Genomic DNA, 26,593 nt, shown 5'->3' with positions numbered 1-26,593 from the left:
CGCGAGCTCGTGGGTCAGGCGGTCAGGCGAAACGGCGTCTTCGATTCCAGGCCGCGGCGCGGGGCGCGGGCGAAAGTGGCGATGCGGGCCGGCTGCTCGGCATCGGCGACGCCGGCCACCGGCAGGCGCACGCAGACCCGTGTGCCGACGCCCGGCGCGCTCTCGATGGTGAGGCGCCCGCCATGCAGCCCAACGAGCCCGCGCACGACGGAGAGGCCGAGCCCCGTGCCCTCATAGGCGCGGTCATAGGAGCCCTTGGCCTGGAAGAAGGGGTCGCCCAGGCGCGGCAGGTCGGCGGCGGCGATGCCGATACCGGTATCCGACACGGACAGGTCGATCATGTCGCCGTCGCGCACCACCGCGAGCACGACGCGCCCTCCCGGCGGCGTGAACTTGATCGCGTTGGACAGCAGGTTGATCATCACCTGCTTGAGCGCGCGCCGATCACCCTGCACCAGCGGCAAATCCGGGCCGAGCACACGCTCCAGCCGGATCTCGCCGGCCTCGGCGCGCAGATTCATCAGCGCCAGGCAGTCGCGCGCCATCTCGGAGAGGTCGAGCGGCTCCTGGTCGATCGTCATCGTGCCGCTCTCGATCTTGGAGATGTCGAGCAGCGTGTTGACCACGTCGAGCAGATGATGGCCCGAGCTGTGGATGATGCGCGCATATTCCAGCCGCTTGCCGGCATCCAGCCAGCCCTGCGCCTCGTCGCTCAGCATTTCGGAGAAGCCGATGATGGCGTTGAGCGGGGTGCGCAGCTCGTGGCTCACGGTCGCAAGGAACCGGCCCTTGACGTCGCTGGCCTTGAGCGCCTCGGCATGGTCCTTGGCCTGCTCCTCCTCGAGGACGCGGCGGGCGGTGATGTCGCGCATGACGCAGACCACCGCGGCGCTGTCGCCGGGGCCGGCGGTCTCGATACGGTGAGCCTGCATCTCCAGCCAGAGGGAGACGGGGTGATGCCGCTCGGTTTCGCCCCTGGGGACGAAGAGCGTGCGGAAGCAGGCGGTCGCCGAACCGGCCCCATGGGCGGCATCGCTCAGCGCCTTGAGGAAAAGCGGGCGGTCGGCGACATGCACGCGGTCGAGCAGGCCGCGCCCGTGCAGATCCTGCGGATCGGCCCCCGCCAGCGAACGGGCCGCCTGGTTGGCGAAGACGACGGCGCCGGTGGCGTCGTGCCAGGTGACGAGATCGCCGACATGGTCCAGCAGAAGCTGTGCCCGCTGGTCCGAGGCGCGATGCTCGCGCAGCTCCTCCCGGCGGCGGTGCAGGAAGCCGACGGCCACGACCATCGCCTGGATGATGGCGGCGATGACGAGCGTCGGCATCATCTCGTGGGACCAGGCCGCATGCGCGACGAAAAAGCCTTCCCGGTCCAGAAGCATGACGGCAAGGAGGGTTATGGCGGCGATGATGCCGGCGCGCGCCACATAGCGCCGCGTCCCGAAGAACATCGCCTCGGCCGGCACAGCCGCCAGCCAGAGCAGCAGCGGCGAAGCGGAGCCTCCGGTCATGCCGGCGAGGGCGCCGATGAAGAGCGAAAGGGCCGCGGCCGAAATGCAGTGCGCGATGTCGAGACGTCCGGTCTGGGATAGCACGACGACCGCCAACAGAGGGAGGGCGGCAGCGACGACGACGGCAGCCTCGAGCGCACCCAGCGTGCCGCGCCAGGCGAGATAGGCCGGGGCGAGGCCAAGCGCGATGCCGCCGACCAACAGGCGCGTCAGGATGAAGCGCTCATGGCGCATGCGCTCGAGCGAATGGGGCAGCACGGATGCGTGCACCATCGCCGCCACCTGTGTCCTGACCGCCTGCAGCTTCATGGATAACGCAACGCCCGACTGCCGCGGGCCGTTCGCCCGCTTGCCTTCAGCTTCGCCGGGGCTGGTTTAAGCCGGGCTTAAAGCGGCGGGGCCGGACAGCAGGCCGAGCGCCGCGCGATCCCTGAATTATCATTTTTTTTCAATCGCTTACTTGCGTTGCTCCGGCTGATCGGGCGGGACTGGCCATGTTGCGAGCAAGGTGAACGGAAGCTGAAGATGATGCGCAGCCTTTGAGCGTGCGGGATCACGCGATTTTTCGAGGTTTCGCGCTAATGTGCCGGTCGGAACGGGGCAGAAGGCCCTTTTCGCAGCGGAGATGGCGATGGCCTATATCCTGCGCAGCCTGGCGGTGATCGGCGTGATCGCCCTGAACTCGCCGGTCCATGGCGGGCGATCCGACACCGAGCAGGCTGTGGCAACGGCGCGAAGCGCCGTGCGGACGGTGACGCACACGCCTCACCACGAGGTGGGGTCAAGCCTCACCGCGGCGCGGGAGGCCGCGCAAATCATCGCCGGACTGGACCCCGAGACGCGGCAGCGCTTGCTGGAGATGGCGGCCGGTGCCGCGCGCGGCGGGCTGACGGGGCAGAACGCCGCGACGCGCTGACGCGCGGGCCGCGCCACGCTTGACGGCGGGGCGCGCTGCGCCGAAGACGCTGCGAACCGGCGCCGGGCCGGCCGGCACGGACGGATCATGAGCGCCAGCCTCGACGAGATCATCGCCAATTTCGACCTGCTCGACGAGTGGGACGACCGCTATCGCTATCTGATCGAGCTTGGCAAAAGCCTCGAGCCGCTGCCCGAGGAAGCCCATAACGAGGCCAACAAGGTGCGCGGCTGCGCCAGCCAGGTCTGGCTGGAAGCGCAGGCCGAGGCGGGACCGGGGCCGCAGACGAAGCTCACCTTCCGCGGCGACAGCGACGCCCATATCGTGCGCGGTCTCGTCGCGCTGGCGCTGGCGATCTATTCCGGCCGCAGCGCCGCCGAGATTCTCGCGACGGACGCCTTCGAGACCTATGAGCGGCTCGGGCTGGCCGCGCATTTGACGCCGCAGCGCTCGAATGGCGTGCGCTCGATGATCGAGCGCATCAAATCCGACGCCCGCGCCGCTGCGGGCGCGTAGCGCGCACCGCGCTCATTCCGCCGCCGTCATGATGCGCGGGCACGCATCCTGCGCCTGCCAGCCCCGCATCTCGCTGCCGCGCGGCGCGGGGGCCACGAGGCCGTAATGTCGGGCCAGCGCCGCCAGCGCCAGCCGTAGAGCCACCTTGGCGGAGCGCGCGGGCCAGCCGCGCTCGCGCTCGACGGCGTCGAGCCCCTTGAGGAAGCCGCAGACGTCGATCGCCAGCCCAGAGAGGTCGGGGCCCAGCCGATCGCAGGCGCGGGCGACGCGCTGGCGGGCAGCGAGCGCCGTGTCGGAAGCCGCAGCCGGGCCGCGGCTGCCGGCGCCGCGACCGTCCGGCGCCGAGGCGGCGTCCCAGTTCATCGTCGTGCGCGGCATCATCCGCGCCAGGGTGAGATCGGAGCGGAAGCGCTCGCCCGCGGCGAATTCCTCGTCCGATATCTGGGGCCGGCCATCCTTGCCCGGCCGGCGATGCAACCAGAGCAGCGGGCTCTCGCGCTCGTCGAGCGTGACGCTTTGCGGTGCGCCATCGACTACGATCCGCGCCTCGACCAGATGGCGGGCCGTCGGGACTGCCGGCTCGGTCGCCGGCTTGGCCGCCACGAGGCGTCGCCCCTTGCCTTCACCCGTCCAGATCACGTCTCCCCGCGCCAACAGACGACTCACGGCCTCGGGAGCGACGAAGCCGGCGCCCAGCGTCGTGCCGCCGCCCCGATAGAGCGCGATCCGCCCGCAGCCCAGCGGCGACGGGCAGGCGAAGGCGCCGGCCTGTGCCAGGTGCCGCTGCAGCCGCTCGGTGTCCGGCTCCAGCCTGTCCGATGCGGGGCTCATCGCCCGGTCTCCGCAGCCTGCGGCGCCAGCAGCACCCGCATCAGCGCCAGCAGTGCGATCTCCAGCGCCGCAAGACCGAATTCGTGGCGCGGGTCGTCCCGCCGGTCTTCGATCACGGCACAGGCATGGCGCACCGTGGTGCGGTCCCGCCCGAAACAGCTGCCAACGCGCGTGAAGGTCAGCCCGAAGACGATATGGGCGAGGTACATCGCCGTCTGGCGAGCCTGGGCAGCCGGCGCCTGGCCGCGGCGGGCGGTGCGCAACGTCGCGGGCGGAATATGCCGAATGGCCGATACAGCCGCTTCCGCGAGACGCGCGCCGGCCGTCTCGCGCAGCGGATCGCTCCTGTCACAGCTTGCCATGCTCATGATGTGTTCTTTCTCCTGCGCCCCGGAACGGGCCGAGCGGGAGTTATCACTTCATGAATAAATTCCTATTGCAAGCCCGGCGGCGGGTGCAGCCCGGTTATCCCCGCCGCGCAACGAAAAAGGCCGCCGGCGAACCGGCGGCCTGTCGAAAGCGTCCTCCCCGCGATGCGGGGCGACGTAGCGCCCGTCAGCGGCGCTTGCGGCGCTGCTGGCCCAGGCCCATCTTCTTGGCGAGCTGGGAGCGGGCCTCGGCGTAGTTCGGCGCGACCATCGGATAGTCGGGCGGCAGGCCCCACTTCTCCCGATACTGCTCGGGCGACATGTTGTACTGCGTGCGCAGGTGGCGCTTCAGCGACTTGAACTTCTTTCCGTCCTCGAGGCAGATCAGGTAATCGGCCGTGATCGACTTCTTCACCGGAATGGCCGGGCGGGGCGCCTCGGCCGGAGCCACGGGCGCTGCGCCGCCGATGACGCGGTTCAGGGCGGCGTGAACATCGTTGATCAGTGCAGGCAGTTCGGAGGCGGGAACAGAGTTGTTCGAGACGTAAGCAGAGACGATGTCCGCCGTCAGCTCGATGTAATCCGATCCTTCGTTGTCTGCCATGATGGCGTCACTCCCTGATGCTTTGGCTGCGATGCTGCGAATGTGGAAGACATTGAGGATCAATGCCTGTGCGATCCCAACCAAGGGCGTCCGAACACTATCGACTCGGACGCGACTGCAGCGGATCGATTGGCCCCGTTTAATCGAAGGCCAACGTCGCCGCAAGTGATCGGCCGCGCGCGAATACGATTTATCCTCTCCAATTATTGCCGTGGCCCATCGTTCAACATGATATCGGCCGGTCGCGCAGGGCGGCATCTGGTCCTGTGCCTTGATCTTGCCAGCCCGCATCCGCCTCTCTACCTGTCGGCACCGCCGGTCCGAGGAGATGTCGATGCGCTCAAAGCCCCCATCCGCCGCCAAGACACAGCGTCGGCGCCGCCCTGCCCCGCCAAGGGCCGAGGTCCGGACCAAGACCACGCAAGTCCATGGCGTGACTTTGCGGGACGATTATGACTGGCTGCGGGCGGCGAACTGGAAAGAGGTGCTGCGCGAGCCCGAAGCGCTGCCCGCGGACATCCGCGCCTATCTCGAGGCCGAGAACGCCTATGCGGCGGCGCTGATGGCGCCCACCCGCGCGCTGCAGCGCGAACTCGTCAAGGAGATGCGCGGCCGGCTCAAGGAGGACGATTCGAGCGTCCCGCAGCCGGACGGGCCGTTCCTCTACTATTCGCGCTACCGTCGCGGGGCCGAGCATCCGCTGATCTGCCGGAAGCCGCGCAGCGGCAAGGGCGGCGGCAAGGGCCGCGAGACGGTCATGCTCGACGCCGACGCCCTGGCGGAGGGCAAGGATTTCTTCGACCTCGCCGACACCGCCCACAGCCCCGACCATCGCCTGCTGGCCTGGAGCGCCGACGAGGCGGGCTCCGAGCTTCACACGATCCGCGTGCGCGACCTCGCCAGCGGCGAGGATCTGCCCGATGCCGTTCCCGACACCACCGGCGACATCGTCTGGGCCGCCGACAGCCGTTCCTTCTTCTATGTCGGGCTCGACGCCGACCACCGCCCCTCGAAGGTCCTGCGCCATCGCCTCGGCGATCCCGCCGCGCATGACACGCTGCTCCACGATGAGGCGGATGCCGGCATGTTCGTCGACATCGACGAGACGCAGTCCGGCCGATTCCTGCTGATCTCGATCAGCGACCACGAAACCTCGGAGATCCGGCTGGTCGACCTGACAGCGCAGGACGTAGACCCCGTCGTGGTGGCGCCGCGTCTGGTCGGGCGGCAGTACGACGTCGAACACCATGGCGAGGACCTGCTGATCCGCACCAATGCGGACGGCGCTGAGGACTTCAAGATCGTCAGTGCGCCGGTCGTCTCGCCGGGGCCCGAGCAGTGGCGGGACGTGATCGCGCATGTGCCGGGACGGCTGATCCTCAGCCATCTCTGCCTGAAGGGGCGGCTCATCCGGCTCGAGCGGGAGAACGGACTGCCGCGCATCGTCATCCGCGACCTCACCACCGGGTCCGAGAGCAGCATTGCCTTCGACGAGGAGGCCTATGGGCTGGGCCTGGATGCGGGTTACGAGTTCGAGACCGACACGCTGCGCTTCATCTACGCCTCGATGGCCCGCCCGGCCGAGACCTATGACTACGACATGGGCAGCGGCGCGCGCGTGCTGCTCAAGCGCCAGGAGATCCCGTCCGGCCACGATCCCGAGGCCTATCGGGTGCGCCGGATCTTCGCCACCGCCTCAGATGGCGAGCAGGTGCCGATTTCACTGCTCCACCGGGCCGATCTGGCGCTCGACGGCCGCGCACCCTGTCTGCTCTACGGCTACGGCTCCTATGGCTCGGCGATGTCGGCCTCCTTCCGGACGCGGCCGCTGAGCCTGGTCGACCGCGGTTTCGTCTATGCCATCGCCCATGTCCGCGGCGGCACCGAGAAAGGCCGGCGCTGGTATCTCGACGGCAAGCGCGAGAAGAAGCGAAATACCTTCACTGACTTCATCGCCGCCGCCGAGGCCCTGGCTCAAGGCGGCTTCACCGCGCGCGGGCGCATCGTCGCAGAGGGCGGCAGTGCCGGCGGCATGCTGATGGGCGCGGTGGCGAATATGGCCCCTCACCTCTTCGCCGGCATCGTCGCAGAGGTGCCCTTCGTCGACGTGCTCAACACGATCCTCGACGACACCCTGCCGCTGACTCCACCGGAATGGCCCGAATGGGGCGATCCGATCCGCGACGTCGCCGCCTTCGAAACGATCCGCGGCTACTCGCCCTATGACAACGTGACCGCGCAGTCCTATCCGCCGATCCTGGCGATGGCAGGGCTCACCGATCCGCGCGTGACCTATTGGGAGCCCGCGAAATGGGTGGCGCGCCTGCGCGCGACCATGACCGGCGGCGGGCCGGTGCTGCTGCACACCAACATGGATGCGGGCCATGCCGGCTCGGCCGGGAGATTCGATTCGCTGAAGGAGACGGCGCTGGCCTATGCCTTCGCCATCCAGGCAGTCGGCGAAGGCTGGCCTGAGCAGGCGGCCGGCAAAGAGGCCTGACCCCGTGCGTGGGGCTCAGCCCCCCAGCCGGCTCTTCTCGCTGGCGAGATAGACCTTCAGCTCGTCCATCGAGGCGAAGCTGTAGTCGCCCTCCGGCGTGCGGGCCTTGATCGAGCCGTCGGCATAGATGGTGAAATGGGCCTCGCCAACCTGATAGGCGCCGACAATGCCCTCATCGGAGGCCGCGGGCGCCTCCTCGGCCGGACTTGCGGCCGGTTCGGCCTCCGGCTCGACCGGAGCCTCTGCAATCCACGCCGGATCGGTCTCGCCGATCGTCTCGGCGGCAGCGGCCTCCCGGCTCTGGGGCGGCCAGGGCGGCACGGCCCGCTCGTCGCGGTCGAGAGCAGGCCAGGTGAACTCGATGGGCAGCGTCGGCTCCAGGCGCCGAGGGGGCGGCACCACCTCGATATCGCCTTGCGCCTCGGGCTCCGGCCCGCGGCGACCCAGCGCCGAATCCATCCAGCTCGCCGCGACAGCGAGGTCATCCGGCTCGGCCAAGGGGCGCGGCTCCTCGAAACGCGGCTCGACGCGCCCGCCGACCGGGCCGAGGCCAAGGCCGGCCAGACTGTCGCGCAGCCGGCCGAACTCATCGTCCTCGGTCCCGCTGGGCGGGGCCACCGGCGTCAGGGGGTCGTCGATGTCGGTGGCCAGCGGTGGGATCGGTTCCGAAAGATCGGGCTCGGGCGCAGTCGGGTCGGAGCGGACATCGGCCGAATCCTGCACGGCTTCGGGCGGAGCGGGCATGGGCTCGTCGGCTGGCGGCGACAGAGGCTCGGTCGACATGGCCGGGTCGACCGGAAGGGCCGGGTCAACCGGACGGAACGGATCGAACGCCGGCAGGATCTCCGCCTCTGCAAGGTCCGGGACCGTCTCGTCTCTCTGCGGTTCCCCTTCCGCCTCCGAAGGGGCCGGCTCAGCGGCGCGTGGCTCGCTGGGGGGCGCAGTCTCGACCTCCTTGTCCAGAACGGTGGCGAGATGGGCGCCGAACAGGTCGGGCTCGTCGGTCTTGTCCGCGGCTTCCGGCATCGTCGCAGCAGGCGTATCGGCGGTGGCCGCTGCCGCCAGGCCCGCTCCTGCGAGCGCGCCTGCAACCGCCGCGGCGCCCGTCACTGCCGCCGGCTCCGCCAGGGAAGGCCGGGCCATCGCGCCGGGCTCGCGTGCCGTCACGCCCGCCGCGCCCGCCAGAGACAGCGCCATGGTCGCACCGGAGATCTTGTTCTCGAGCGTCCGGAGCTTCGCCAGCACGGCTGCGAGCGCCAGTAGGATCACCCCAGCGACCGCCACCACCGTGCCGATGATGACCTGGGTGAAGCCGCGCTCGAGCACGAGATAGGGCATGCCGTCGATGATCGCTGCCGCGCCGCCGCCGAGAAAAGTCAGGCCGAGCAGGATGAAGAGAATGATCAACGGTGTGTCCTCGGCCATGGGCGGGAAGGCAAATCAGGCTGTCCGCCGGGTCGCGCGAAGCGGCCCGTCTGCCCCGCCATCATCTAACGTATTGAATAAGAGAGAGTTTCAATTCGCGACCTCGACAGGCGCGCGGAATCGGGCGGGAGTGAGGCGCTTTTCGTCACCGCGCGTCGCCGCAATATGGCGCCGGCGGTTGCCGGAGCGCAGGTGGAGGCTTAACTAACGAAGTGGATGGCGGGCGCCCCCGAGGGGTCCGACAGGCCCATGCCGCCCTGCGGCAAGCCATTCTCAGTTCACGCGATTTGCCAGCCCAAGGAGAGGCGCCGATGACCTTCACCCTTCCCGACCTGCCCTACGCCCACGACGCGCTGCAGCCCTTCATGTCGAAGGAAACGCTCGAGTTCCACCACGACAAGCACCATCTCGCCTATGTCAACAACGGCAACAACGCGATCAAGGGCACGGAATTCGAGGGCAAGTCGCTCGAGGAGATCGTCAAGGCCTCGCATGGCAAGAACGCGGCCGTGTTCAACAATGCCGGCCAGCACTACAACCACCTGCACTTCTGGAAGTGGATGAAGCCCAATGGCGGTGGCGCCATTCCGGGCGCACTGGAGAAGGCGATCGTCGAGTCCTTCGGCTCGGTCGACAAGATGAAGGAAGACTTCATTGCCGCCGGCACCGGCCAGTTCGGCTCGGGCTGGGCCTGGCTCGAGGTCAAGGGCGGCAAGATCGCCGTCTCGAAGACGCCGAACGGCGAGAGCCCGCTGGTCAACGGCGCGCTGCCGATCCTGGGCTGCGATGTCTGGGAGCATTCCTACTACATCGACTACCGCAATCGTCGTCCCGACTATCTCAAGGCCTTCCTCGAGAGCCTCGTGAACTGGGAATACGTCGCGGAGATGTACGACGCCGCCGCCAAGGCCTGAGCTTTCGCGAGCTCTTGTGGCCGGATAAGGGAACGGGGCCGCGAGGCCCCGTTTTCATGCCGGCGGAGAAGACGGGACACCGTCCCGCCGTGGTCAGGCTGCCACACTCTGCAGGAACTGGTCGACCGTGCTGCGCAGGCGCAGGGCCTGGGCCGCGACCTCGCTGGCAGCGCCGCGCACCTCCTCGGCGGATCGCCCTGTTTCTTCGACCGAATCGGAGAGGACGCTGAGATCGCTGGAAACCGAGAGCGCCGACGAGCTGGCCATCGCGACGCCCGAGGCGATCTCGCCGGTGGTGATCGCCTGCTGCTCGATCGAGACCGCGACGGAATTCGCGAAGTTTTCGATCGCATTCATGCGCTCGGCGATGTTCTGGATCGAGCCCACGACCTGGCCCGTGGCGCCCTGGATGGCGCCGACCTGGGCGACAATCCGGTCGGTCGCGTCGGCGGTCTGCGAGGCGAGGCTCTTCACCTCGGAGGCGACGACGGCGAAGCCGCGTCCTGCCTCGCCGGCGCGCGCCGCCTCGATGGTGGCGTTGAGCGCCAGCAGATTGGTCTGGGCGGCGATGTCGCGGATGAGGTTCACCACCTCGCCGATGGCACGGGCGGTCTCGTCGAGCGCCCGCACGGAAGCCGCCGTGTCGCGCGAGATCGAGGCCGCCTCGACGATCTCGGTGCGCACGCGCCGAACCTGGAACTCGACCTCGCGGATCGCAGCGCCCATCTCCTCGGCGGCCTGGGCCGCGCTCTCGACATTGCCCGAGGCGCCATGAGCGTTCTGGGCGGCGCGGGCGGCGCGGCCGGAGGATTCCGCCGCAACCCGGGCCAGCCCGTTGGACGCCTCGCTCATGCGGTCGGCATTGCTCTTGAAGGCCTCGAGGGCGACGCCGACCTCGGCGCGGAAAACACCGATCGCCTCGTCGACGCGCTGCTGATGCAGGCGGCGCTCCGATTCCGTGACATGCTGCCTCTCCTGCAGCGCGGCGCGCTCCGCCAGGCGCAGCTTGAGCACGCCAAGCGCATGGGCGATGGCGCCGATCTCGTCGCGCCGGGCCATCGCGTCGATCGGCGTATCGAGCTGGCCGTCGGAGATGCTGACGATGGCCTTCGTCATGTTTCGCAGCGGCTTCATGGTGCGCGACAGCGAGAACCACAGCAGCGGTCCCAGCACGAGCAGGATCAGGATGCCGAAGCCGATGGTCGCGACCTCCTCGAACTGCGCACGGGCGAGCAGGCGCGACTTGTCGAAGCGCATGGCGATGTAGCCGATCTGCTTGCGATGGCCGCCGACGCGCACGACGTGCAGCCAGGTGACGAAGCGCTCCTCTTCGATCTCGGCGGTGTCGGTGTCCTTCAGGATCTCCCAGGGCTCTCGCTTCAACAGCGCGGTCAGACTGCGCGGCGTCAGGGCGAGCCGCGCTTCCTCGTTGCGGCCGGCGCTGGCAAGCGAAGACAGGTCGTCGGCGACGATACCGGCCTCGAAATCGGGATCGCGCCGCAGCGAATCGAGAATCTGGGTCAGGGTGACGGTGTCGCGCGCCAGGATCAGCGAGGGCGAGGCGTTGACGACCATCAGCACCAGCGACCGCATCTTCTGCTCGAGATCGTCGCGCGTCTTGGCGTCGTTGTAGCGCGCGGCGGAGAAGACCAGGAGCATGATGGCGATTGCGACGATGGCAACGGCGGCTGCCGCGATCCGGCTGCTGAGCGAGCGACCCCAGCGTCGCGAGGGGGCTTGTGCCGGCGTGGCGGTATCGATGGTCCCCGCACGCTTCAACGACATCATGACCGGCCCAGTCCCCGCATTCGTCTCGGTTCACGGCGCAAGCCGCAGAGACACCCCGAGCGGAGCCTAGCCATGTCTTGGTAAAGAATGGCTTGCGGAAGGTGTCGAGAAGAGCTCGGAGAAACGAACCATCGACAGACCTTGCGCCACGAAACCGAGGAGCGCCTCATGCTCGACCGGCCGCGTCGCCACGACGGGATCGAGGCGCGCGAGTTCGTCGTCGACGAAGCCCGGATGGCACATCACGAGATGGGCGGGGCCGGGCCGCAGCAGGAAGCGCTGGAGGTCGGCGGCGAAGTCGCGCTGCGGATCGAAGGGGGCGACGCCCGAGAAGCCGCGATTGACCGGAAAGCCGCGCCGCAGCGCCGCCCGCCGGAAGCCCAGTGCCAGTGCCGAGATGGTCAGGGCCTTGCCGATGGCGACGCCACGGGCGCGGATCGCGGCGGGCGAGTCATGCGGATCGCGCAGATAGAGGCCACCCTTCGGATAGCGCTTCGACAGGATGTCGAGCAGCGCGCGGCGGATGCCCGGCAGCACATGGACATGCTGGTGCCCGTCGAGGAAGGCGGGCGAGCGGCCCATCGAATCCTCGAAGGCGTCGAGCTGGCGGGCGATCTCGGCCGCGATCTCCCGCCGGACCGTCGGCGAGGTCACGGCCGCGCGGGCCAGTTCCGGCAGCGCCGGAAACACGCCACCTGGCGCCAGCCTTGGCATCGCGCCCAGCGGATTGGCGCAGGTGAGATTGAGATGCAGGCCGAGATCGGCCTTCTCGGCGAGCGCCCCGAAAGCCCCGGCGAAGTTCCGCCAATGCGGGCGATTGGTCATTGCGCCGGCCGCCGAGAGCTTGCCCGCCTCGATCAGCGCCAGGATCGAGCGGCTGACACCATCGGTCAGGGCGAAGTCATCGGCGCATAAAACAAATCCGCTCGCCATGCCGGTTTGTTGTCCTCTGTTCAGGCGCCTTGCGCTAAGAGCGCGGCGAAGCTTTACGGTTCCGTGCGGGCCGCGTCATCCCGGCACCTTCCGGTTTCACCCGGAGGGGGATCGACGCGGCCGAGAGGTCGATCCCGTGCCAGAGACGCAAGCCCCATCCGCGACGCCGCCGACGCGCGGCCATTCGAGCCGGCCGGAGCTGTCGGTCGTCGTCCCCGTCTACAACGAGGCCGAGAGCCTTCCGCTGCTGCTGGAGCGGCTGAAGCAGGTGCTCGACGGCGCGGTGACCTCCTGGGAACTCGTCTGCGTCGACGATGGCAGCCGGGACGGCACACTTTCGGTCCTGCGGCTGCTGGCGGCACAGGACCGGCGGGTCAGTGCCGTCTCATTCAGCCGCAATTTCGGCAAAGAAATCGCCATCGCAGCGGGGCTCGACCACGCCTCGGGCGATGCCGTCGTGATCATGGACGCCGATCTCCAGCACCCGCCCGAGACGATCCTGCGCTTTCTCGAGAAATGGCGCGAGGGCTATCTCAACGTCTATGGCCAGCGCTCGGACCGCGATGGCGAAACCCCGCTCAAGCGCAACTTCGCCAAGGCGTTCTACCGGCTCTTCGCACGCTTCGGCGAGACGGAACTGCCGGAAGGTGCGGGCGATTTTCGCCTGCTCGATCGCAAGGTCGTCGATGCATTGCGGGCGCTGCCAGAGCGGGCCCGCTTCTCGAAGGGCTTGTATGCCTGGGTCGGCTTCCGCTCGGCCGGGGTGCCGTTCGAAGTCGCCGAGCGCGAGCACGGCGTCTCGAAGTTCCGCTACCGCAAGCTGTTCTCCTTCGCCTTCGACGGGCTTTCCTCCTTCTCGACGGTGCCGCTCAAGATCGCGACCTGGGCGGGCGTCGTGATCGCGCTTCTGGCAGCGCTGACGGCGTTGTTCTTCCTCCTGCGCACGCTGTTCTTCGGAACCGACCTGCCCGGCTTCCCCTCGCTGATCGTCTCGATCATGTTCTTTTCCGGGATCCAGCTCGTCTCGCTGGGGATGATCGGGGAATATGTCGGGCGCATCTTCGCCGAGGTGAAGCGCCGGCCGCTCTACCTGATCGGCGAGCGTGTCGGCTTCGATGCGCGCACCGTCGATCATCCGCGCGGCGACGCGCTGCCGCCGCTGATCCGGTAGACGCTGTTCTCGTCATTGCGAGCGCAGCGAAGCAATCCAGGAGGACGTCGAACGCGGCCGACCCTGGATTGCTTCGCTGCGCTCGCAATGACGGTGAGCCCGTGGCGCCGCACTGGACCATCCTTCGAGACGCCGCTATGCGGCTCCTCAGGATGAGGGCTGACCACGCCAGCCCCGGAGCCGCGATGTTCAAGAAAATCCTCTCCGTCGGCGGCTTCACCCTGCTCTCCCGAGTAACGGGCTTTCTGCGTGACATCGTCCTGGCCGCCGTGCTCGGCGCCGGCGCGCTGATGGATGCGTTCTCGGTGGCGCTGCGGCTGCCCAACCATTTCCGGGCGATCTTCGGCGAGGGCGCCACCAACCAGGCCTATATCCCCGTCTATGCCCGCATCCGCGAGCAGGCTGGCCAGGCGGCGGCGACCCTGTTCTCGAACCGCGTCTTCAGCCTGAACCTGATCGTGCAGATCATCCTGCTGGCGATCGCCCTGCCCTTCATGCCGGAGATCGTGCGGCTGCTGGCGCCGGGCTTCGCGAATGATCCGCTGCGCTTCGATCTCGCGGTGACGCTGACGCGGATCACCTTCCCCTATCTGCTCTTCATCACGCTGGTGACGCTGCTTTCGGCCAATCTCAATGCGGTCGACCGCTACGCGGCCGCCGCTGCGGCCCCGATCCTGATGAATCTCTGCCTCGTCGCGGCACTCGCCGTCGCCTTCCTTTTTCCGAACGCCGCCTACGCGGCCGCCTGGGGCATGGCGGCGGCCGGCGTCATCGAATGGCTGCTGCTCGCCTTCGCTGCGCGGCGCGCGGGCGTCGCCGCTGCCCTGACCCGACCGCGGCTGGACGCCGATGTGAAGAGCTTCCTCAAGGCGTTCGGGCCCGCCGTGATCGGCTCGGCCGGGGTGCAGATCGCGCTCTTCGCAGACACGATCATCGCCTCGCTGCTGCCGGCCGGCGCCTATGCGGCGCTGTACTATGCCGAGCGGCTCTACCAGCTCCCGATCGGCGTGATCGCGATCGGCGTCGGCACGGTGCTGCTGCCGACGATGAGCCGCCTGATCGCGGCGGGCAATGAAGCGGCCTCTGACCGGGCGCAGAACCGGGCGATCGCGCTCACGGTGGTGGCGGCGGCGCCCTTCGCGGCGGCCTTCCTCGCGATTCCCGAACTGATCGTCTCGGCCCTGTTCGAGCGCGGGCGCTTCGATGCGGCCGCGAGCCAGGCGGCGGGCGCGGTGCTGCTGGCCTATGCGGTGGGGCTACCGGCGATCGTTCTGATCCGCACCCAGGTCTCGACCTTCCAGGCGCGCGGCGACACGACGACACCGATGTTCGTCTCGCTCGCCGCCATCGGCGCCAATGTCGCGCTCAAGCTCCTGCTGTGGCGCGATTTCGGCGCGGCGGGGCTGGCGCTGGCGACGGCGGCCGGCGCCTGGATCAATGTCGCGACCCTGTTCCTGCTCGGCATTCGGCGTGGCTGGGCGAAGCCCGACCCGAGGCTCGGAGTGCTGATCGCGATCACGGTCGCCGCAGCGCTCGTCGCCGGCATCGCGGCGCGCCTTGCGGCGCCTTCCATGCTGGCAGCGACGGCTGGCTTGCCCCACGAACCCCGGCTCGTCGCGGTGGCGGCCGTGAGCGTGCTCGCCGCCCTCCTCTACGCGGCGGTGCTTGGCATCGGATCGAAGGTCTCGGGGACGGTCCGGCTGCTGCGGTAGCCGGTAACCGTCTAAGGCTTCAACTCAGGAAGCTCTGCGCCCGCTCGCCCAGCAGCACCGCCGCCTCGTCGACCATGCGCGTCACGATCTCGCCGGCCGACGGCACGTCCGCAACCAAACCCACCGCCTCGCCGACGATGACGGCGGCGTTGTCGGGATCGCCGGCCGCGAAGGCGTCGCGATAGGCCGGTGCCTCCTGCTCGATCGCTGCCTTCAGCGCCTCGTCGCGGCCGGCCCAGCGCCGGGTGAAGTCATTGGCGGCGACGCGGATGTCGAAGGGCTTCGGCCAGTCGAGCCGGCGGGCGATGTCGGGCAGCGAAGTGCGGACCGTGCCGTCGCCGGTCGCCGACAGCGCGGCCGCCTGCTGCCTGGCATGAACCAGCGCCTCGCGGCTCGCCCAAAAGCGGGTGCCGACCAGCACGCCGTCGGCGCCCAGCATCAGCGAGGCTGCGAGCCCGCGTCCGTCGGCGATGCCGCCCGCCGCCAGGAGCAGCGTGTCGGGGCTCTCGTGCGCCAGCAGATCGGCAACCTCCGGCACGAAGGGGAAGGTCGCGCGGCGGTGGCCGTGGCCGCCGGCCTCGCCGCCCTGCGCGACGATGATCGCCGCGCCAGCATCGAGCGCCTGGCGAACATGATCGAGCGACTGGCACTGGCAGATCAGCGGGATCTCCGCCGACGCGATCTCGGCCGCGAAAGGCGCGGGATCGCCGAAGGAGAGCATCAGCGCGGCAGGGCGATGTGCCAGCGCAGCCGTCAGCAGATGCGGCTGCTTCGCCAGCGACCAGGTGATGAAGCCGCAGCCGGTGCGGGTGTTGCCGGCCTGGGCGAACTCCCGCTCGAGCCAGTCCCCGTCGCCATAGCCCCCGCCGATCAACCCTAAGCCCCCGGCGCGGGTGACGGCGGCGGCGAGCGCTCCGCCCGCCGCCAGCGCCATCGGCGCCGAAAGCACCGGGTGGTCGATACCCAGTTGCCGCGTCAGCCTTGTGACGAGGCGGGCCATGGTCCTCAGACCTTCGCGCTCTTGGCGAAGTCCATGTAGAGCTCCCGGGCCTTGCGGTAGAGCGGGCCGGGCTGGAGCTGGCGGTTGTCGATCCGGCCGACCGGCACGACCTTCGAATAGTTGCCCGAGGAGAAGATCTCGTCGGCCTGCTCGAAGTCGCTGTAGCGCAGGCTGGTCTCCTCGACCGTGACACCGTCCTGCCGCAGCAGGCCGATGACGCGCTGGCGGGTGATGCCGTTGAGGAAGGTGCCGTTGGGAATCGGCGTCTTCACCACGCCGTCCTTGGCGAGGAAGATGTTGGAGGTCGCGGTCTCCGCGACATTGCCCAGCATGTCGAGCACCAGCGCATTGTCGAAGCCGGCAGCCTTGGCGGCGCGCAGCGTACGGGCGTTGTTGGGGTAGAGGCAGCCGGCCTTGGCGTCGGTCGGGGCGGTCTCGACCGTCGGCCGGCGGAAGACGCCTTGCGTCACCGAAAGCCCGTTCGCGGGCAGGCCCATCGGCGCCTCGAAGAGGCACAGGCAGAAGCGCGTCGACTCCTCGTCGGGGATGATGGTCGAGACGCCGTCGGCCTCGGCCCAGTACATCGGCTTGATGTAGAGGGCGACGTCGCCCTTGAACTTCTTGATGCCTTCATGCGCCTTGGCGACGATCGTCTCGGCGCTTTCCGTCGGCTTCAGGCCGAGCGCGGTGGCGGAGCGGTTCACACGGGCCGCGTGGAGCGCGAGGTCGGGCGCGAGGCCGTCGAACCAGCGGGCGCCGTCGAAGACCGAGGAGCCCTGCCAGGTCGCATGGCTGCGCGGCCCCATGATCGGCGGGTTGCCCTCGTGCCACTCTCCCTCGAACCAGGTCCAAGTCTGCGAATACCAGCCCATCAGGCACTCCTGCTGTAACGATCGACGTTGCGCGCACCGTCTGCCCCCGGCTTCACCTCGTCAACATGCAGTCCCGCAGAACCCGATGACGGGATGTGATGAAAGCGATCGGTGGCGGTGATGGATCGCGCGCTCCCTCCCCCCGCCTGCGGTGGGGAGGGCCGGGGTGGGGGGCAGTGCCGCTCGGCGCGACGATGACGGACAGAGCTCAGGCTTTGCGGCCCCCCACCCTAACCCTCCCCACCGCAAGCGGGGGGAGGGAATCCTGCGGTAGCGCTCAGAACCCCAACGCGCGCAGGCCTGCGACGGCGCTCATACCGACGATCAGCGCGAGCAGTTCGCTGCGGCGCAGGATCATGCTGCCGATGGCCGCGAGCAGGGCGATGCCGGCCGCCAGGCCGAGCCGCTCGATCAGCGGCAGGACGGTGGCGGCGATGATCGAGCCCGGCAGGGCGGCGAGCCCGCGGCGGACATGGGGCGTGAGCGGGATGAAGCCCATCAGAACCACCCCGGCGATGCGGCAGAGATAGGTCGCGACCGCCATGGCGAGAATCGCGATGATCGGCCCCCATGTGCCGAGCGTCGCGGAGTCGAGATCAGGCAGGGTCATCGCGGAACGCTCCCACGACGGCGCCGGTGAGCGAACCGACGATGATGAAGGCGTAGCCCTCCACCAGCTTGGCCGTCAGCAGCGCGGCAATCCCCGCCGCCACCCAGGGCACGGCGGCGCGGCGGCCGCGCCAGAGCGGCACGATCATCGCCGCGAAGAAGATCGGCATGACCAGGTCGATGCCGAAGGCGCGCGGATCGGAAACCAGCGCACCGAGCCCGTAGCCGAGCCCCGTCAGCAGGACCCAGACCACCCAAAGCAGCAGCCCGGCGCCGATCAGCACGCCGAGATCGCGCCCTCCCTCGGCCCGGTAGCGCGTCCCGATGACCCAGTTGGCATCGGTAAAGAAGAAGAGGTGGAGCGCGTTCAGTGCCTTCGGATAGGCCGCGAACCAGGGCTGCAGCGAGGCGCCCTGCAGGATCATCCGGGAATTGACGGTGGCCGTGACGACGGCGAGGCCGGCGATGGCGCCCCAGCTCCATTCCGGCCGCCACAGCTCCATCGCGACGAGCTGCGAGATGCCGCCATAGACCAGCGCGCTCATCAGCAGGGCCTCGACGAGGCTCAGGCCCTTGGCCGAGGCCGCCGCGCCGAAGGCGACGGCGAAGACCACCACGCCCGGCACGAGCACCATCACCTTTCGCATGCCAAGGCGCATGCCGGCCGTGCTGACCTGTGCCGCAGCTTGCTCCATCGACAGTCTCTCTCCCGTGGCGTGTGGCTGCTTTGGGCCCCGCTCTTGCGCCGCCACTGGCAAGCGGAGACGTGGAGTCCTTCCAAGGCCGAACGGCGCCGGAGGTCAACGCCGCCCCGTGGGCGGGCCGCATGAGCCGGACACAGGGCGGCGCCGGGTGATGGCGAGCGCCCCCGCCCTGTCCTATCCTGCCGGGATGATATGGCTGTGCTCCCCGGACGACAGCGCCGAAAGCCTTCCTGCCGCCTGGCTGGTGTCGACGCCGGCGCGGCCGGCGACCCTGCCCGAGCGCTCGGCGCTGCGGCGGGGCATGGCCGCCCGCATCCTGGCGCGGCAACTCGGTCTGCCGCCCGAGGCGGTCGCGATCGGTCATGACGAGCGAGGCCGTCCGCTGGTCGCGCAGCCGCGCGGGAGCGGGCTGCATCTCTCGCTGGCGACACGGGGCGGCCTCGTCGCGGTGGCGCTCGCCCACCGGCCCATCGGCGTCGATGTCGAGGCTGTGGACGCCCATGCGGCCCCGCCGGCCGCCTTGCTCCATCCGGAGGAACAGGGCTGGCTTCTCGCCCAGTCGCAGGACGAGCGCGCCCATGCCTTCGCGCGGCTGTGGAGCGCGAAGGAGGCCTATGTAAAGGCGCTGGGGACGGGGTTTCTCCGGCCGCCGGAGAGCTTCGCCGTCACCCTCTCGCCGGAGGGAGTGATTGCGGTGCGGGATGGTGGACAGGCCGCCGCAAGCGGTGTCGGCCGCACCATCGAAAACGGCGGCCAGGAGATCCTGGCCGCCGCGGTGGTCGTTCTCGGGTGAGGCGAAAGGGCGCTCAGCCCTCGGCCGCCTGCCCCCCGCGCCGCTGCTTCAGCACATAGGCGATCGCGCAGACGAGCGCGGCTCCGATCACCGAGGTGACGTAATGCGGCATGCTGGCGGGGCCGATGCCGATGGCGCTGACATCCGTCGAAACCGGCTTGATCCAGGTCGGCATGTTGACCTCGAGCCAGCGCAGCACGGCGATATCGCCCAGGATCATCTCGGCCGCGATCCAGCCCAGCAGCGCCGCGCCGAGCCAGATCAGGATCGGGTAGCGGGTGATGATCGAGGTCAGGAACTGCGCGCCCATGATGATCAGCGGGATCGAGAGCAGCAGGCCGAAGATGAAAAGCTCGGGATGTCCGCGCGAGGCCGCGGCGATGGCGATGACGTTGTCCAGGCTCATCACCGCATCGGCGATGGCGATGGTGCGCACCGCCTGCCACAGCGTCGAGCCGCCGTCGATCTCGGCATGGCTCTCATCCTCGCCGAGAGCGAGCTTCACCGCGATCCAGAACAGCAGCAGGCCGCCGACGATCTTCAGATAGGGCACGAGCAGCAGATAGGTCACCACCAGCGCGAAGATGATGCGCAGGCCGATCGCCGCCGAGGCGCCGAGCCAGATGCCGACCTTGCGCTGCTTCTCCGGCAGGGAGCGGCAGGCGAGCGCGATCACCACCGCGTTGTCGCCCGAGAGCAGCAGGTCGATCCAGATGATCTGGAGTAGCGAGACCCAGAATGTGGAGGATGAGAAATCCATTAGTCGGTCAGTCCCTTTGTCAAAGGGCCGGATCTGGCCGGCGATGCTTGAGGAGGTAGCCGAGGCCGAGCACGAGCAGTGCGCCGATCAGGGCCGCCGGGTATTCGAAGCGGTGGAGCGTTTCGGCGCCGAAGCGGGCGATGAGCCAGGGGTCGCTGTCGAACATTTCACCCGCAACCCAGCCGAGCAGCGCGGCGCCCGCCCAGACGAGAACGGGGAAACGGGTGAGAAGGCTGGTGATCAGCGAGGCGCCGAGCACGATCAGCGGGATCGAGATGACGAGGCCCGCAACCAGAAGCGGGATCGAATCCTTCGCGACGGCGGCGATCGCCAGCACGTTGTCCAGGCTCATGACGATGTCGGCGATGGCGACGGTCTGCACGGCCTTCCAGAGCTTGCTGCTGGCGGCGATCGAATCCTCGTCGCTCTCGCCGTCCTCCACGATCAGCTTGACGGCGATCCAGACGAGAAGCAGCGCGCCGACGATGTGCAGGAACGGCATGTTGAGCAGCGAGGCGATCAGCACGGTAAAGACCACGCGCAGCACCACCGCGACACCGGCCCCAAGCGCGATGCCTTTATTGCGCTGCTCAGGCGCCAATGCGCGGCAGGCCAGCGCGATGACCACCGCATTGTCGCCCGACAAAACGATGTTCAGGGCAACGATCTCGAGCAGCTTGCCCCATAGGGCCGGGTCGAAGAACGACAGCGACGACAGATCCATTCCCAGCCCCTTCGAAGTCGCCCCACCGTCCGCAGCGCAACGCCGCGAGCGGCGCCGCGTTCCGCCGCGGCCGGGGATCGATGCCCTAATGCGGGCCGGTTGTCACGGCACCCGGCCCGCAGAGTGCCCAGAAATCAGCCCAGCGCCTGTTCGACGGCCTTGCCGGCGGCTTCGGTGCCGAGCGAACCGCCGAGGTCACGCGTGCGGGTCCGGGAATCGCCCAGCGCCCGCTCGATCGCGGCCTCGATGCCCTTGGCGGCTTCCGTCTCGCCGAGATGGTCGAGCATCATCGCCGCCGACCATATCTGGCCGATCGGATTGGCGACGCCCTGGCCGGCGATATCGGGGGCCGAGCCATGCACCGGCTCGAACAGGGACGGATAGTCGCCGGTCGGGTTGATGTTGCCGCTTGGGGCGATGCCGATCGTGCCGGTGCAGGCGGGGCCGAGGTCGGAGAGGATGTCGCCGAAGAGATTGGAGGCGACGACGACGTCGAACCGGTCCGGGTTCAGCACGAAATGCGCGGTCAGGATGTCGATATGGTACTGGTCGACGGTCACGTCGGGGTACTTCTTCGCCATCTCCTTCACCCGCTCGTCCCAGTAGGGCATGGTGATGGCGATGCCGTTCGATTTGGTGGCCGAGGTCAGCTTCTTGCGCGGGCGGCGCTGGGCGAGCTCGAAGGCGTATTTCAGGACGCGGTCGACGCCGACGCGGCTCATCACCGTCTCCTGCATGACGATCTCGCGCTCGGTGCCGGCATACATGCGGCCGCCGACGGAGGAATACTCGCCCTCGGTGTTCTCGCGGACGACGAAGAAGTCGATATCGCCGGGCTTGCGGCCCGCGAGCGGGCCGGGCACGCCGGGCATCAGCCGCACCGGGCGCAGGTTGACGTACTGGTCGAATTCGCGCCGGAACAGCAGCAGCGAGCCCCAGAGCGAGATGTGGTCGGGCACCTGGGCAGGCATGCCGACGGCGCCGAAGAAGATCGCGTCATGGCCGCCGATCTGGTCCTTCCAGTCGTCGGGCAGCATCTTGCCATGCTTGGCGTAGTAGTCGCAGGAGGAGAAATCGAACTCGTCCAGCCGCAGCTCGAAGCCGTATTTCTTCGAGGCCGCCTCCAGGATGCGCAGCCCCTCGGGCATCACCTCCTTGCCGATGCCGTCCCCGGCGATGGCGGCGATGCGATAGACGCGGTTGGTGCGGCTCATGACTTGTCTCCGAAGAAGGCGATGAATTGCGCGGCGACGAGATCGGGGATCTCCTCGGCCAGATAATGCCCGCCGGGCAGGCTGCGGCCTTGGACGTTCTCAGCGCGCAGGCGCCAGAGCGCCAGCGGATCGAAGCATTTGCCGATGATGCCGTTCTCGCCCCAGAGCGCGAGCAGGGGTTGCGTCAGCTTGCGGTCGCCATCCTCATCGTCATGGCGGATGTCGATGGTGGCGGCGGCGCGGTAATCCTCGCAGGAGCCATGGATGGTCCGCGGATCGGCGAAGCAGCGCAGATATTCCGCCAGAGCTTCCGGCGCGAAGGGCTTCAGACCGGCTGCGCCCGAACCGCATTTCTTGCGCCAATAGGCCTCCGGATCAGCCCCGATCATCTTCTCCGGGAAAGGCGCCGGCTGGATCAGGAAGAACCAGTGCCAATAGGCGCGTGCGAAGGCGTCCGTGGTGCCGACATACATCTCTCGCGTCGGCGCGATGTCGAGCGTGGCAAGCTTCGTGACGCGCTCGGCATGGTCGAGCGCGAGGCGATGGGCGACACGGGCACCGCGGTCATGCGCGCCGACCAGGAAGCGCTCATGGCCGAGCAGCGTCATCACCTGCGCCATGTCGAGCGCCATGGCGCGCTTCGAATAGGGGAAGTGCTCGGGGTCGGTCAGCGGCTTGTCGCTGTCGCCATAGCCGCGCAGATCGGCGCAAACGAGGGTGAAGTGGTCCTTCAGCCGCTCCGCCAGCTTGTGCCAGAGCACGTGGGTCTGCGGATAGCCGTGCAGCAGCAGCAGCGCCGGCCCCTGCCCGCCCGTCCTCACCCGGATGCGCGCGCCCGAGGTCGTGACGTCGAGCAGCCGGAAGCCGGGGAAGAGGCTGTCGGTGACGGGGAGATCGGTGATGGCCATGGGCGCCAGGTCAGGATGTGCAATCGAGAGCGCGTACGCCCATTCAGGAGGAATTGCGCGCAGCGATTATTACACAATCCCAATCAATGGTTGCGACACGTCATTCTCGGGCTGCGCCGTGCGCAGACCCGAGAATCTCAGGACGAGCATTTGTTTCCGAGATGCTCGGGTCGAGCCCGAGCATGACGCGCCCTACCCCCGCAGCGCCGCCCCGTAGCGCTTGGCCATCTCGGCCACGATCTTCGCCCCCACCGCCTCGATTTCGGCTTCCGTCAGCGTCTTCTCGACCGGCTGGAGCGTGACCGCGAGCGCGACCGACTTCTTGCCCGGCTCGACGCCCTGGCCCTCGTAGAGATCGAAGACCGAGACGTCAGAGATCAAAGCGCGGTCGGCGTTCTGGGCGGACTTGACCATTTCGCCGGCGGCAGTGGCCTTGTCGACGATGAAGGCGAAGTCGCGCGTCACAGGCTGGAAGCCGGACAATGCCAGCTTCGGCTTGACCTTGGTCGGCTTGGCCTTGGGCAGCGGCAGCGCATCGAGATGGATCTCGAAGGCGACCAGCGGGCCCTTGACGTCGAGCGCCTTGAGAATGCGCGGATGGACCTCGCCGAACGCGCCGATCACGCCCTTGGGGCCGAAGCGCAGCGTCGCCGAGCGGCCGGGATGGGCCCAATCCGGCCCGCCGGCTACGATCTGGAGCCCGCCCGTCGGGACGCCGAGGCCCGCCAGCAGCGCCAGCACATCGGCCTTGGCGTCGAAGGCATCGACGGGTTTGGCCGCGCCGTCCCAATGGCGGCCGGCGCCCTCCAGCGTCGCCGTGCCGCGGCGCAGGCCGGTCGCGGCCATGAGCTGGCCCTCGGGCTCGTCACTCTGGAAGATCTGTCCGACCTCGAAGAGGGCCACGTCGCCGAAGCCGCGATCGGCATTGGCCTGGGCGGCGCGGATCAGGCCCGGCAGCAGCGAGGGCCGCATGTCGGAGAGATCGGCCGCGATCGGATTGGCCAGCACCAGCGCCGGCGAGCCGCCGCCGAACAGCGTCGCTGATTCATGGTCGATGAAGGACCAGGTGACGGCCTCGACGAGGCCGCGGCTGGCGAGCAGGCGCTTGGCCTGGCGGGTGCGCTTCTGCAGAACGGTGAGAACGGGCCTCAGCACCTCGTCCGCGATGCGCGGCAGCGGCGTCGAGACGACGCGGTCGAGCCCGGCAATGCGCAGGATCTCCTCGACGAGATCGGCCTTGCCGCCGACATCGGCCCGCCAGGACGGCGCCACCACCTGAACCCGTTCGCCGGCGCCGGAGACCGCGAAGCCCAGGGAGGTCAGCGCCCGCTCCATCTCCGGCAAGGGCAGCTCCAGCCCGGTCAGGCGCTTGACCTCGGACCAGGGGAAGTCGATCGCAGCGGCGCTGCCCGGCAGTTCGCCCGCGAAGACCATCTCGGACGGCTCGCCGCCGCAGAGCTCGACGATGAGCGCCGTGGCGAGATCCAGCCCCGGCCGGCAGAATTCGGGATCGACGCCGCGCTCGAAGCGGTAGCGCGCATCGGAGGTGATGCCGAGCGCGCGGCCCGAGCGGGCGATGTTGAGCGGGTCCCACAACGCGCTCTCGACCAGCACGTCGGTCGTGCCCTCGTCGCAGCCCGAGGCCTCGCCGCCCATGATGCCGGCGATGGATTCGACGCCCGCCGCGTCGGCGATGACGACCTGATCGGCGGTCAGGGTGTAGGTCTTGCCGTCGAGCGCGACGATGGACTCGCCGTCGCGTGCGCGGCGCACGACGAGGTCGCCCTTGACCTTGGCCGCGTCGAAAACGTGGAGCGGGCGGTTGCGGTCGAGCGTCATGAAATTGGTGATGTCGACCAGCGCGTTGATCGGGCGCATCCCGACAGCGCGCAGCCGCGCCTGGAGCCAGTCCGGCGACGGGCCGTTCTTGACGCCGCGCACCAGCCGCAGGCCGAAGGCCGGGCAGAGCGCCTTGTCCTGCGGCGCGAGGTCGAGCTTCACGCCGACCGGGCAAGGGAAGCCGGCTTTCACGGGCGCCACCGGCGGTGTCTTGATCGTGCCGAGGCCGGCGGCGGCGAGATCGCGCGCGATGCCGGCGATGCCGAGCGCATCGGCCCGGTTGGGCGTCACCGCGATCTCGATGACCGGATCGCTGAGGCCGGCATAGGCGGCGTAGGACTGGCCGACCGGCGCGTCCCCGGGCAGGTCGATGATGCCGTCATGATCCTCGGAGAGCTGCAGCTCGGCGGCCGAGCAGAGCATGCCGTTGGATTCGACGCCGCGGATCACGCCCTTGCCGAGCGTGATGTCCTTGCCGGGGATGTAGGTGCCGGGCGGGGAAAACACGCTCTTCATGCCGGTGCGGGCATTGGGCGCGCCGCAGACGACCTGCACAGGCTCGCCGGCGCCGGTATCGACCATGCAGACGCGCAGCCGGTCGGCATTGGGGTGCTGCTTGGCATCGATCACATAGGCCACGGTGAAGGCGGCGAGCGCCTTGGCCTTGTCCTCGATGCCCTCGACCTCGAGCCCGACGCGGGTCAGGGCCTCAGCGATAGCCTCGACCGGCTCGGTCGTGTCGAGATGATCCTTCAACCAGGACAGGGTGAACTTCATGAGCGTCCGTCACTTCTCGTCATTGCATGGGACATCGGGGCCGGCGCGGCGTTCAGCTCGTCCTCCCCGTCCGTCTTGATCTTCATCGCGTTGCCGCGCCAGCTCACCTCGCCGGCGACGAAGGCATAGGCCCAGATGCCCGGGAAGACGATGTCGCGCACCAGCAGCGCCAGCGGCATGCGCCAGGAGCCGTACCAGCCGACGCCGCGCGCGAAGGCCAGCTCGGCGACATACCAGGGCAGCAGAACGAGCACCGGCGCAAGCCAGGCGGACAAGCCGAAGGCCGGCAACGCACAAGCCGCAGCGACCACCGCCAGCAGCGGGCCGGACAGGATCTCGGGCAGGAAGAAGGGCAGGAAGGTCACGCGCCGCAGCCGCGCCCAGCGGAACTGGCGCTGGACGACGTCATGCAGGCTGCGCTCGCCCAAAGGCTGCTCGAAGGGCTGGCCGACGAGATGGACATGCTTGCCGGCACGGCGCACGAGCTTCGTCGCCGCCGCATCCTCGGCGATCTCCTCGCCGAGCACGGCGATGCCGCCGCGGGCGTCGAGGAAGGGCTTGTTCCAGAGCATCGACTTGCCCTGGGCGAAGCCGAAGCCGCAGGCCTCGCCGGCGAACTGCCAGCGCGCCTGGAAGGTGTTGAGGAAGGCGCATTCGAGCTCGGCCCAGAAGCCGAAAGGCCGCGAACCCACCGGCGTCGAGCACACCAGCCCGGTGTCGTCGCGCCAGGAGGCGAGCAGGCGCTGGATATAGTCCTTCGGCATCAGCACATTGGAGTCAGCGAGGATGACCCATTCGGTCTGCGCCACCTCCCAGCCCTTGACGCAGTTGTTGAGCTTGGGATTGGCGCTGACCTTCACGTCGCCGGTCACGAGCTTCACGCGCTCGCGCCCATAGCGGGCGATCAGTTCCTCGACCATCGGCACGATCGGGTCGTCCGGATCGGCGACGGCGAAGATGGTGACATAGTCGGGATAATCCAGTTCGAGCCCCGAGATCGCGGTCTCGCGGCTGAAGGCCTCGATGCCGCGCAGCGGGCGCACGATCGTCACCGGCGGCAGCGCCGCGAGCAGAGGCGTGCGCCGGTCCGCCCGGCGCAACCGCGCATAGGCGATCGCCTGGCAGAGCAGGTTCGTCGCGACGAGCAGCACCGCGAACAGGCCAGCCCAGCCCGCGGCGCTCATCGCGCGGCCCTCCCGCTCCC

At 68.8% G+C, this 26,593-nt stretch carries 24 protein-coding genes; 7 read left to right on the top strand and 17 right to left on the bottom strand.

Annotated elements, in window-relative coordinates:
- Positions 1 to 14 precede the first annotated feature (14 nt).
- Positions 15 to 1,820, bottom strand: coding sequence for a sensor histidine kinase (locus ACFPN9_RS04850; RefSeq protein ID WP_377815629.1), 1,806 nt, complete (start codon positions 1,818 to 1,820; stop codon positions 15 to 17).
- 322 nt (positions 1,821 to 2,142) lie between these two features.
- On the opposite strand from ACFPN9_RS04850, the gene ACFPN9_RS04845 reads away from it, so the two are divergent.
- On the top strand, positions 2,143 to 2,427 hold the full coding sequence (locus ACFPN9_RS04845; protein WP_066719542.1) for a hypothetical protein: 285 nt from the start codon (positions 2,143 to 2,145) through the stop codon (positions 2,425 to 2,427).
- Positions 2,428 to 2,514: 87 nt separating this feature from the next.
- Positions 2,515 to 2,943, top strand: a complete 429-nt coding sequence (locus tag ACFPN9_RS04840; protein WP_066719545.1) for a SufE family protein — start codon at positions 2,515 to 2,517, stop codon at positions 2,941 to 2,943.
- A gap of 12 nt (positions 2,944 to 2,955) precedes the next feature.
- On the opposite strand, the gene ACFPN9_RS04835 is transcribed toward ACFPN9_RS04840, so the two are convergent.
- The 3 genes from ACFPN9_RS04835 to ACFPN9_RS04825 all read right to left on the bottom strand — a co-directional run bounded on the left by ACFPN9_RS04835 (position 2,956) and on the right by ACFPN9_RS04825 (position 4,746).
- The gene (locus tag ACFPN9_RS04835) at positions 2,956 to 3,774 is read right to left on the bottom strand and encodes a DUF6456 domain-containing protein (RefSeq protein ID WP_377815626.1); all 819 of its coding nucleotides are present in this window, start codon (positions 3,772 to 3,774) and stop codon (positions 2,956 to 2,958) included.
- A complete protein-coding gene (locus tag ACFPN9_RS04830) occupies positions 3,771 to 4,142 on the bottom strand; it encodes a helix-turn-helix domain-containing protein (protein WP_377815624.1) in 372 nt (123 codons plus the stop codon). Before ACFPN9_RS04830 ends, ACFPN9_RS04835 begins: the two co-directional genes overlap by 4 nt.
- Before the next feature lie 187 nt (positions 4,143 to 4,329).
- The gene (locus ACFPN9_RS04825) at positions 4,330 to 4,746 is read right to left on the bottom strand and encodes a Ros/MucR family transcriptional regulator (protein WP_066719587.1); all 417 of its coding nucleotides are present in this window, start codon (positions 4,744 to 4,746) and stop codon (positions 4,330 to 4,332) included.
- A gap of 334 nt (positions 4,747 to 5,080) precedes the next feature.
- On the opposite strand from ACFPN9_RS04825, the gene ACFPN9_RS04820 reads away from it, so the two are divergent.
- Positions 5,081 to 7,246, top strand: coding sequence for a S9 family peptidase (locus ACFPN9_RS04820; protein ID WP_377815621.1), 2,166 nt, complete (start codon positions 5,081 to 5,083; stop codon positions 7,244 to 7,246).
- A 15-nt stretch (positions 7,247 to 7,261) separates the two neighbouring features.
- Here the strand turns inward: ACFPN9_RS04820 and ACFPN9_RS04815 are convergent, their stop codons facing one another.
- On the bottom strand, positions 7,262 to 8,653 hold the full coding sequence (locus tag ACFPN9_RS04815) for a hypothetical protein (protein ID WP_377815619.1): 1,392 nt from the start codon (positions 8,651 to 8,653) through the stop codon (positions 7,262 to 7,264).
- A 329-nt stretch (positions 8,654 to 8,982) separates the two neighbouring features.
- Between ACFPN9_RS04815 and ACFPN9_RS04810 the strand changes: the two genes are divergently transcribed.
- Entirely contained in the window at positions 8,983 to 9,585 is a 603-nt protein-coding gene (locus tag ACFPN9_RS04810) for a superoxide dismutase (RefSeq protein ID WP_066719561.1), read from the top strand.
- A 93-nt stretch (positions 9,586 to 9,678) separates the two neighbouring features.
- Here the strand turns inward: ACFPN9_RS04810 and ACFPN9_RS04805 are convergent, their stop codons facing one another.
- Entirely contained in the window at positions 9,679 to 11,373 is a 1,695-nt protein-coding gene (locus ACFPN9_RS04805) for a methyl-accepting chemotaxis protein (RefSeq protein ID WP_377815616.1), read from the bottom strand.
- A 66-nt stretch (positions 11,374 to 11,439) separates the two neighbouring features.
- The gene (locus tag ACFPN9_RS04800) at positions 11,440 to 12,306 is read right to left on the bottom strand and encodes a ChbG/HpnK family deacetylase (protein WP_066719573.1); all 867 of its coding nucleotides are present in this window, start codon (positions 12,304 to 12,306) and stop codon (positions 11,440 to 11,442) included.
- 136 nt (positions 12,307 to 12,442) lie between these two features.
- Between ACFPN9_RS04800 and ACFPN9_RS04795 the strand changes: the two genes are divergently transcribed.
- Positions 12,443 to 13,477 carry a glycosyltransferase family 2 protein gene (locus ACFPN9_RS04795; protein WP_377815613.1) on the top strand — a complete coding sequence of 345 codons (1,035 nt, stop codon included), beginning with the start codon at positions 12,443 to 12,445 and terminating at the stop codon, positions 13,475 to 13,477.
- Positions 13,478 to 13,662: 185 nt separating this feature from the next.
- Positions 13,663 to 15,189: a murein biosynthesis integral membrane protein MurJ gene (murJ, locus tag ACFPN9_RS04790; protein WP_377815611.1), complete on the top strand. Its 1,527-nt coding sequence runs from the start codon at positions 13,663 to 13,665 to the stop codon at positions 15,187 to 15,189.
- Between the two features lie 19 nt (positions 15,190 to 15,208).
- Here murJ and ACFPN9_RS04785 read toward each other — a convergent pair whose 3' ends face one another.
- The 4 genes from ACFPN9_RS04785 to ACFPN9_RS04770 all read right to left on the bottom strand — a co-directional run bounded on the left by ACFPN9_RS04785 (position 15,209) and on the right by ACFPN9_RS04770 (position 18,365).
- Positions 15,209 to 16,189, bottom strand: coding sequence for an NAD(P)H-dependent flavin oxidoreductase (locus ACFPN9_RS04785; protein WP_377815609.1), 981 nt, complete (start codon positions 16,187 to 16,189; stop codon positions 15,209 to 15,211).
- Between the two features lie 5 nt (positions 16,190 to 16,194).
- A complete protein-coding gene (locus tag ACFPN9_RS04780) occupies positions 16,195 to 17,061 on the bottom strand; it encodes a branched-chain amino acid aminotransferase (RefSeq protein ID WP_377815607.1) in 867 nt (288 codons plus the stop codon).
- Positions 17,062 to 17,338: 277 nt separating this feature from the next.
- Entirely contained in the window at positions 17,339 to 17,671 is a 333-nt protein-coding gene (locus ACFPN9_RS04775; RefSeq protein ID WP_377815605.1) for an AzlD family protein, read from the bottom strand.
- Positions 17,658 to 18,365 carry an AzlC family ABC transporter permease gene (locus ACFPN9_RS04770; protein ID WP_377815602.1) on the bottom strand — a complete coding sequence of 236 codons (708 nt, stop codon included), beginning with the start codon at positions 18,363 to 18,365 and terminating at the stop codon, positions 17,658 to 17,660. Before ACFPN9_RS04770 ends, ACFPN9_RS04775 begins: the two co-directional genes overlap by 14 nt.
- Before the next feature lie 160 nt (positions 18,366 to 18,525).
- Between ACFPN9_RS04770 and ACFPN9_RS04765 the strand changes: the two genes are divergently transcribed.
- Entirely contained in the window at positions 18,526 to 19,167 is a 642-nt protein-coding gene (locus ACFPN9_RS04765; RefSeq protein WP_377815600.1) for a 4'-phosphopantetheinyl transferase family protein, read from the top strand.
- Between the two features lie 13 nt (positions 19,168 to 19,180).
- On the opposite strand, the gene ACFPN9_RS04760 is transcribed toward ACFPN9_RS04765, so the two are convergent.
- The 6 genes from ACFPN9_RS04760 to ACFPN9_RS04735 form a co-directional block, all read right to left on the bottom strand.
- Entirely contained in the window at positions 19,181 to 19,927 is a 747-nt protein-coding gene (locus ACFPN9_RS04760; protein ID WP_066718800.1) for a TerC family protein, read from the bottom strand.
- Between the two features lie 19 nt (positions 19,928 to 19,946).
- Complete coding sequence (locus tag ACFPN9_RS04755) at positions 19,947 to 20,651, bottom strand: TerC family protein (protein WP_156446478.1); 705 nt, start codon at positions 20,649 to 20,651, stop codon at positions 19,947 to 19,949.
- A gap of 134 nt (positions 20,652 to 20,785) precedes the next feature.
- The gene (locus ACFPN9_RS04750) at positions 20,786 to 21,865 is read right to left on the bottom strand and encodes a tartrate dehydrogenase (protein WP_377815597.1); all 1,080 of its coding nucleotides are present in this window, start codon (positions 21,863 to 21,865) and stop codon (positions 20,786 to 20,788) included.
- A complete protein-coding gene (locus ACFPN9_RS04745) occupies positions 21,862 to 22,773 on the bottom strand; it encodes an alpha/beta fold hydrolase (protein WP_082733243.1) in 912 nt (303 codons plus the stop codon). Before ACFPN9_RS04745 ends, ACFPN9_RS04750 begins: the two co-directional genes overlap by 4 nt.
- 192 nt (positions 22,774 to 22,965) lie before the next feature.
- Positions 22,966 to 25,389, bottom strand: a complete 2,424-nt coding sequence (pheT, locus tag ACFPN9_RS04740; protein WP_377815594.1) for a phenylalanine--tRNA ligase subunit beta — start codon at positions 25,387 to 25,389, stop codon at positions 22,966 to 22,968.
- Positions 25,386 to 26,573, bottom strand: coding sequence for a ceramide glucosyltransferase (locus ACFPN9_RS04735; protein WP_377815592.1), 1,188 nt, complete (start codon positions 26,571 to 26,573; stop codon positions 25,386 to 25,388). The genes pheT and ACFPN9_RS04735 overlap by 4 nt, the downstream gene beginning before the upstream one ends.
- Positions 26,574 to 26,593: the final 20 nt, after the last annotated feature.

The sequence above is a fragment of the Allobosea massiliensis genome, assembly GCF_042655245.1.
Classification (GTDB): Bacteria; Pseudomonadota; Alphaproteobacteria; order Rhizobiales; family Beijerinckiaceae; genus Allobosea; species Allobosea massiliensis.
Note: the sequence above shows the minus strand (reverse complement) of the source record. Positions and strands in the feature narration are given on the sequence as shown.

Bases quoted from the DNA above. Each gene is read 5' to 3' on its own strand.
- ACFPN9_RS04850 (WP_377815629.1), bottom strand. From the start codon at position 1,820: ATGAAGCTGCAGGCGGTCAGGACACAGGTGGCGGCGATGGTGCACGCA.
- ACFPN9_RS04845 (WP_066719542.1), top strand. From the start codon at position 2,143: ATGGCCTATATCCTGCGCAGCCTGGCGGTGATCGGCGTGATCGCCCTG.
- ACFPN9_RS04840 (WP_066719545.1), top strand. From the start codon at position 2,515: ATGAGCGCCAGCCTCGACGAGATCATCGCCAATTTCGACCTGCTCGAC.
- ACFPN9_RS04835 (WP_377815626.1), bottom strand. From the start codon at position 3,774: ATGAGCCCCGCATCGGACAGGCTGGAGCCGGACACCGAGCGGCTGCAG.
- ACFPN9_RS04830 (WP_377815624.1), bottom strand. From the start codon at position 4,142: ATGAGCATGGCAAGCTGTGACAGGAGCGATCCGCTGCGCGAGACGGCC.
- ACFPN9_RS04825 (WP_066719587.1), bottom strand. From the start codon at position 4,746: ATGGCAGACAACGAAGGATCGGATTACATCGAGCTGACGGCGGACATC.
- ACFPN9_RS04820 (WP_377815621.1), top strand. From the start codon at position 5,081: ATGCGCTCAAAGCCCCCATCCGCCGCCAAGACACAGCGTCGGCGCCGC.
- ACFPN9_RS04810 (WP_066719561.1), top strand. From the start codon at position 8,983: ATGACCTTCACCCTTCCCGACCTGCCCTACGCCCACGACGCGCTGCAG.
- ACFPN9_RS04805 (WP_377815616.1), bottom strand. From the start codon at position 11,373: ATGATGTCGTTGAAGCGTGCGGGGACCATCGATACCGCCACGCCGGCA.
- ACFPN9_RS04800 (WP_066719573.1), bottom strand. From the start codon at position 12,306: ATGGCGAGCGGATTTGTTTTATGCGCCGATGACTTCGCCCTGACCGAT.
- murJ (WP_377815611.1), top strand. From the start codon at position 13,663: ATGTTCAAGAAAATCCTCTCCGTCGGCGGCTTCACCCTGCTCTCCCGA.
- ACFPN9_RS04785 (WP_377815609.1), bottom strand. From the start codon at position 16,189: ATGGCCCGCCTCGTCACAAGGCTGACGCGGCAACTGGGTATCGACCAC.
- ACFPN9_RS04780 (WP_377815607.1), bottom strand. From the start codon at position 17,061: ATGGGCTGGTATTCGCAGACTTGGACCTGGTTCGAGGGAGAGTGGCAC.
- ACFPN9_RS04775 (WP_377815605.1), bottom strand. From the start codon at position 17,671: ATGACCCTGCCTGATCTCGACTCCGCGACGCTCGGCACATGGGGGCCG.
- ACFPN9_RS04770 (WP_377815602.1), bottom strand. From the start codon at position 18,365: ATGGAGCAAGCTGCGGCACAGGTCAGCACGGCCGGCATGCGCCTTGGC.
- ACFPN9_RS04765 (WP_377815600.1), top strand. From the start codon at position 18,526: ATGGCGAGCGCCCCCGCCCTGTCCTATCCTGCCGGGATGATATGGCTG.
- ACFPN9_RS04760 (WP_066718800.1), bottom strand. From the start codon at position 19,927: ATGGATTTCTCATCCTCCACATTCTGGGTCTCGCTACTCCAGATCATC.
- ACFPN9_RS04755 (WP_156446478.1), bottom strand. From the start codon at position 20,651: ATGGATCTGTCGTCGCTGTCGTTCTTCGACCCGGCCCTATGGGGCAAG.
- ACFPN9_RS04750 (WP_377815597.1), bottom strand. From the start codon at position 21,865: ATGAGCCGCACCAACCGCGTCTATCGCATCGCCGCCATCGCCGGGGAC.
- ACFPN9_RS04745 (WP_082733243.1), bottom strand. From the start codon at position 22,773: ATGGCCATCACCGATCTCCCCGTCACCGACAGCCTCTTCCCCGGCTTC.
- pheT (WP_377815594.1), bottom strand. From the start codon at position 25,389: ATGAAGTTCACCCTGTCCTGGTTGAAGGATCATCTCGACACGACCGAG.
- ACFPN9_RS04735 (WP_377815592.1), bottom strand. From the start codon at position 26,573: ATGAGCGCCGCGGGCTGGGCTGGCCTGTTCGCGGTGCTGCTCGTCGCG.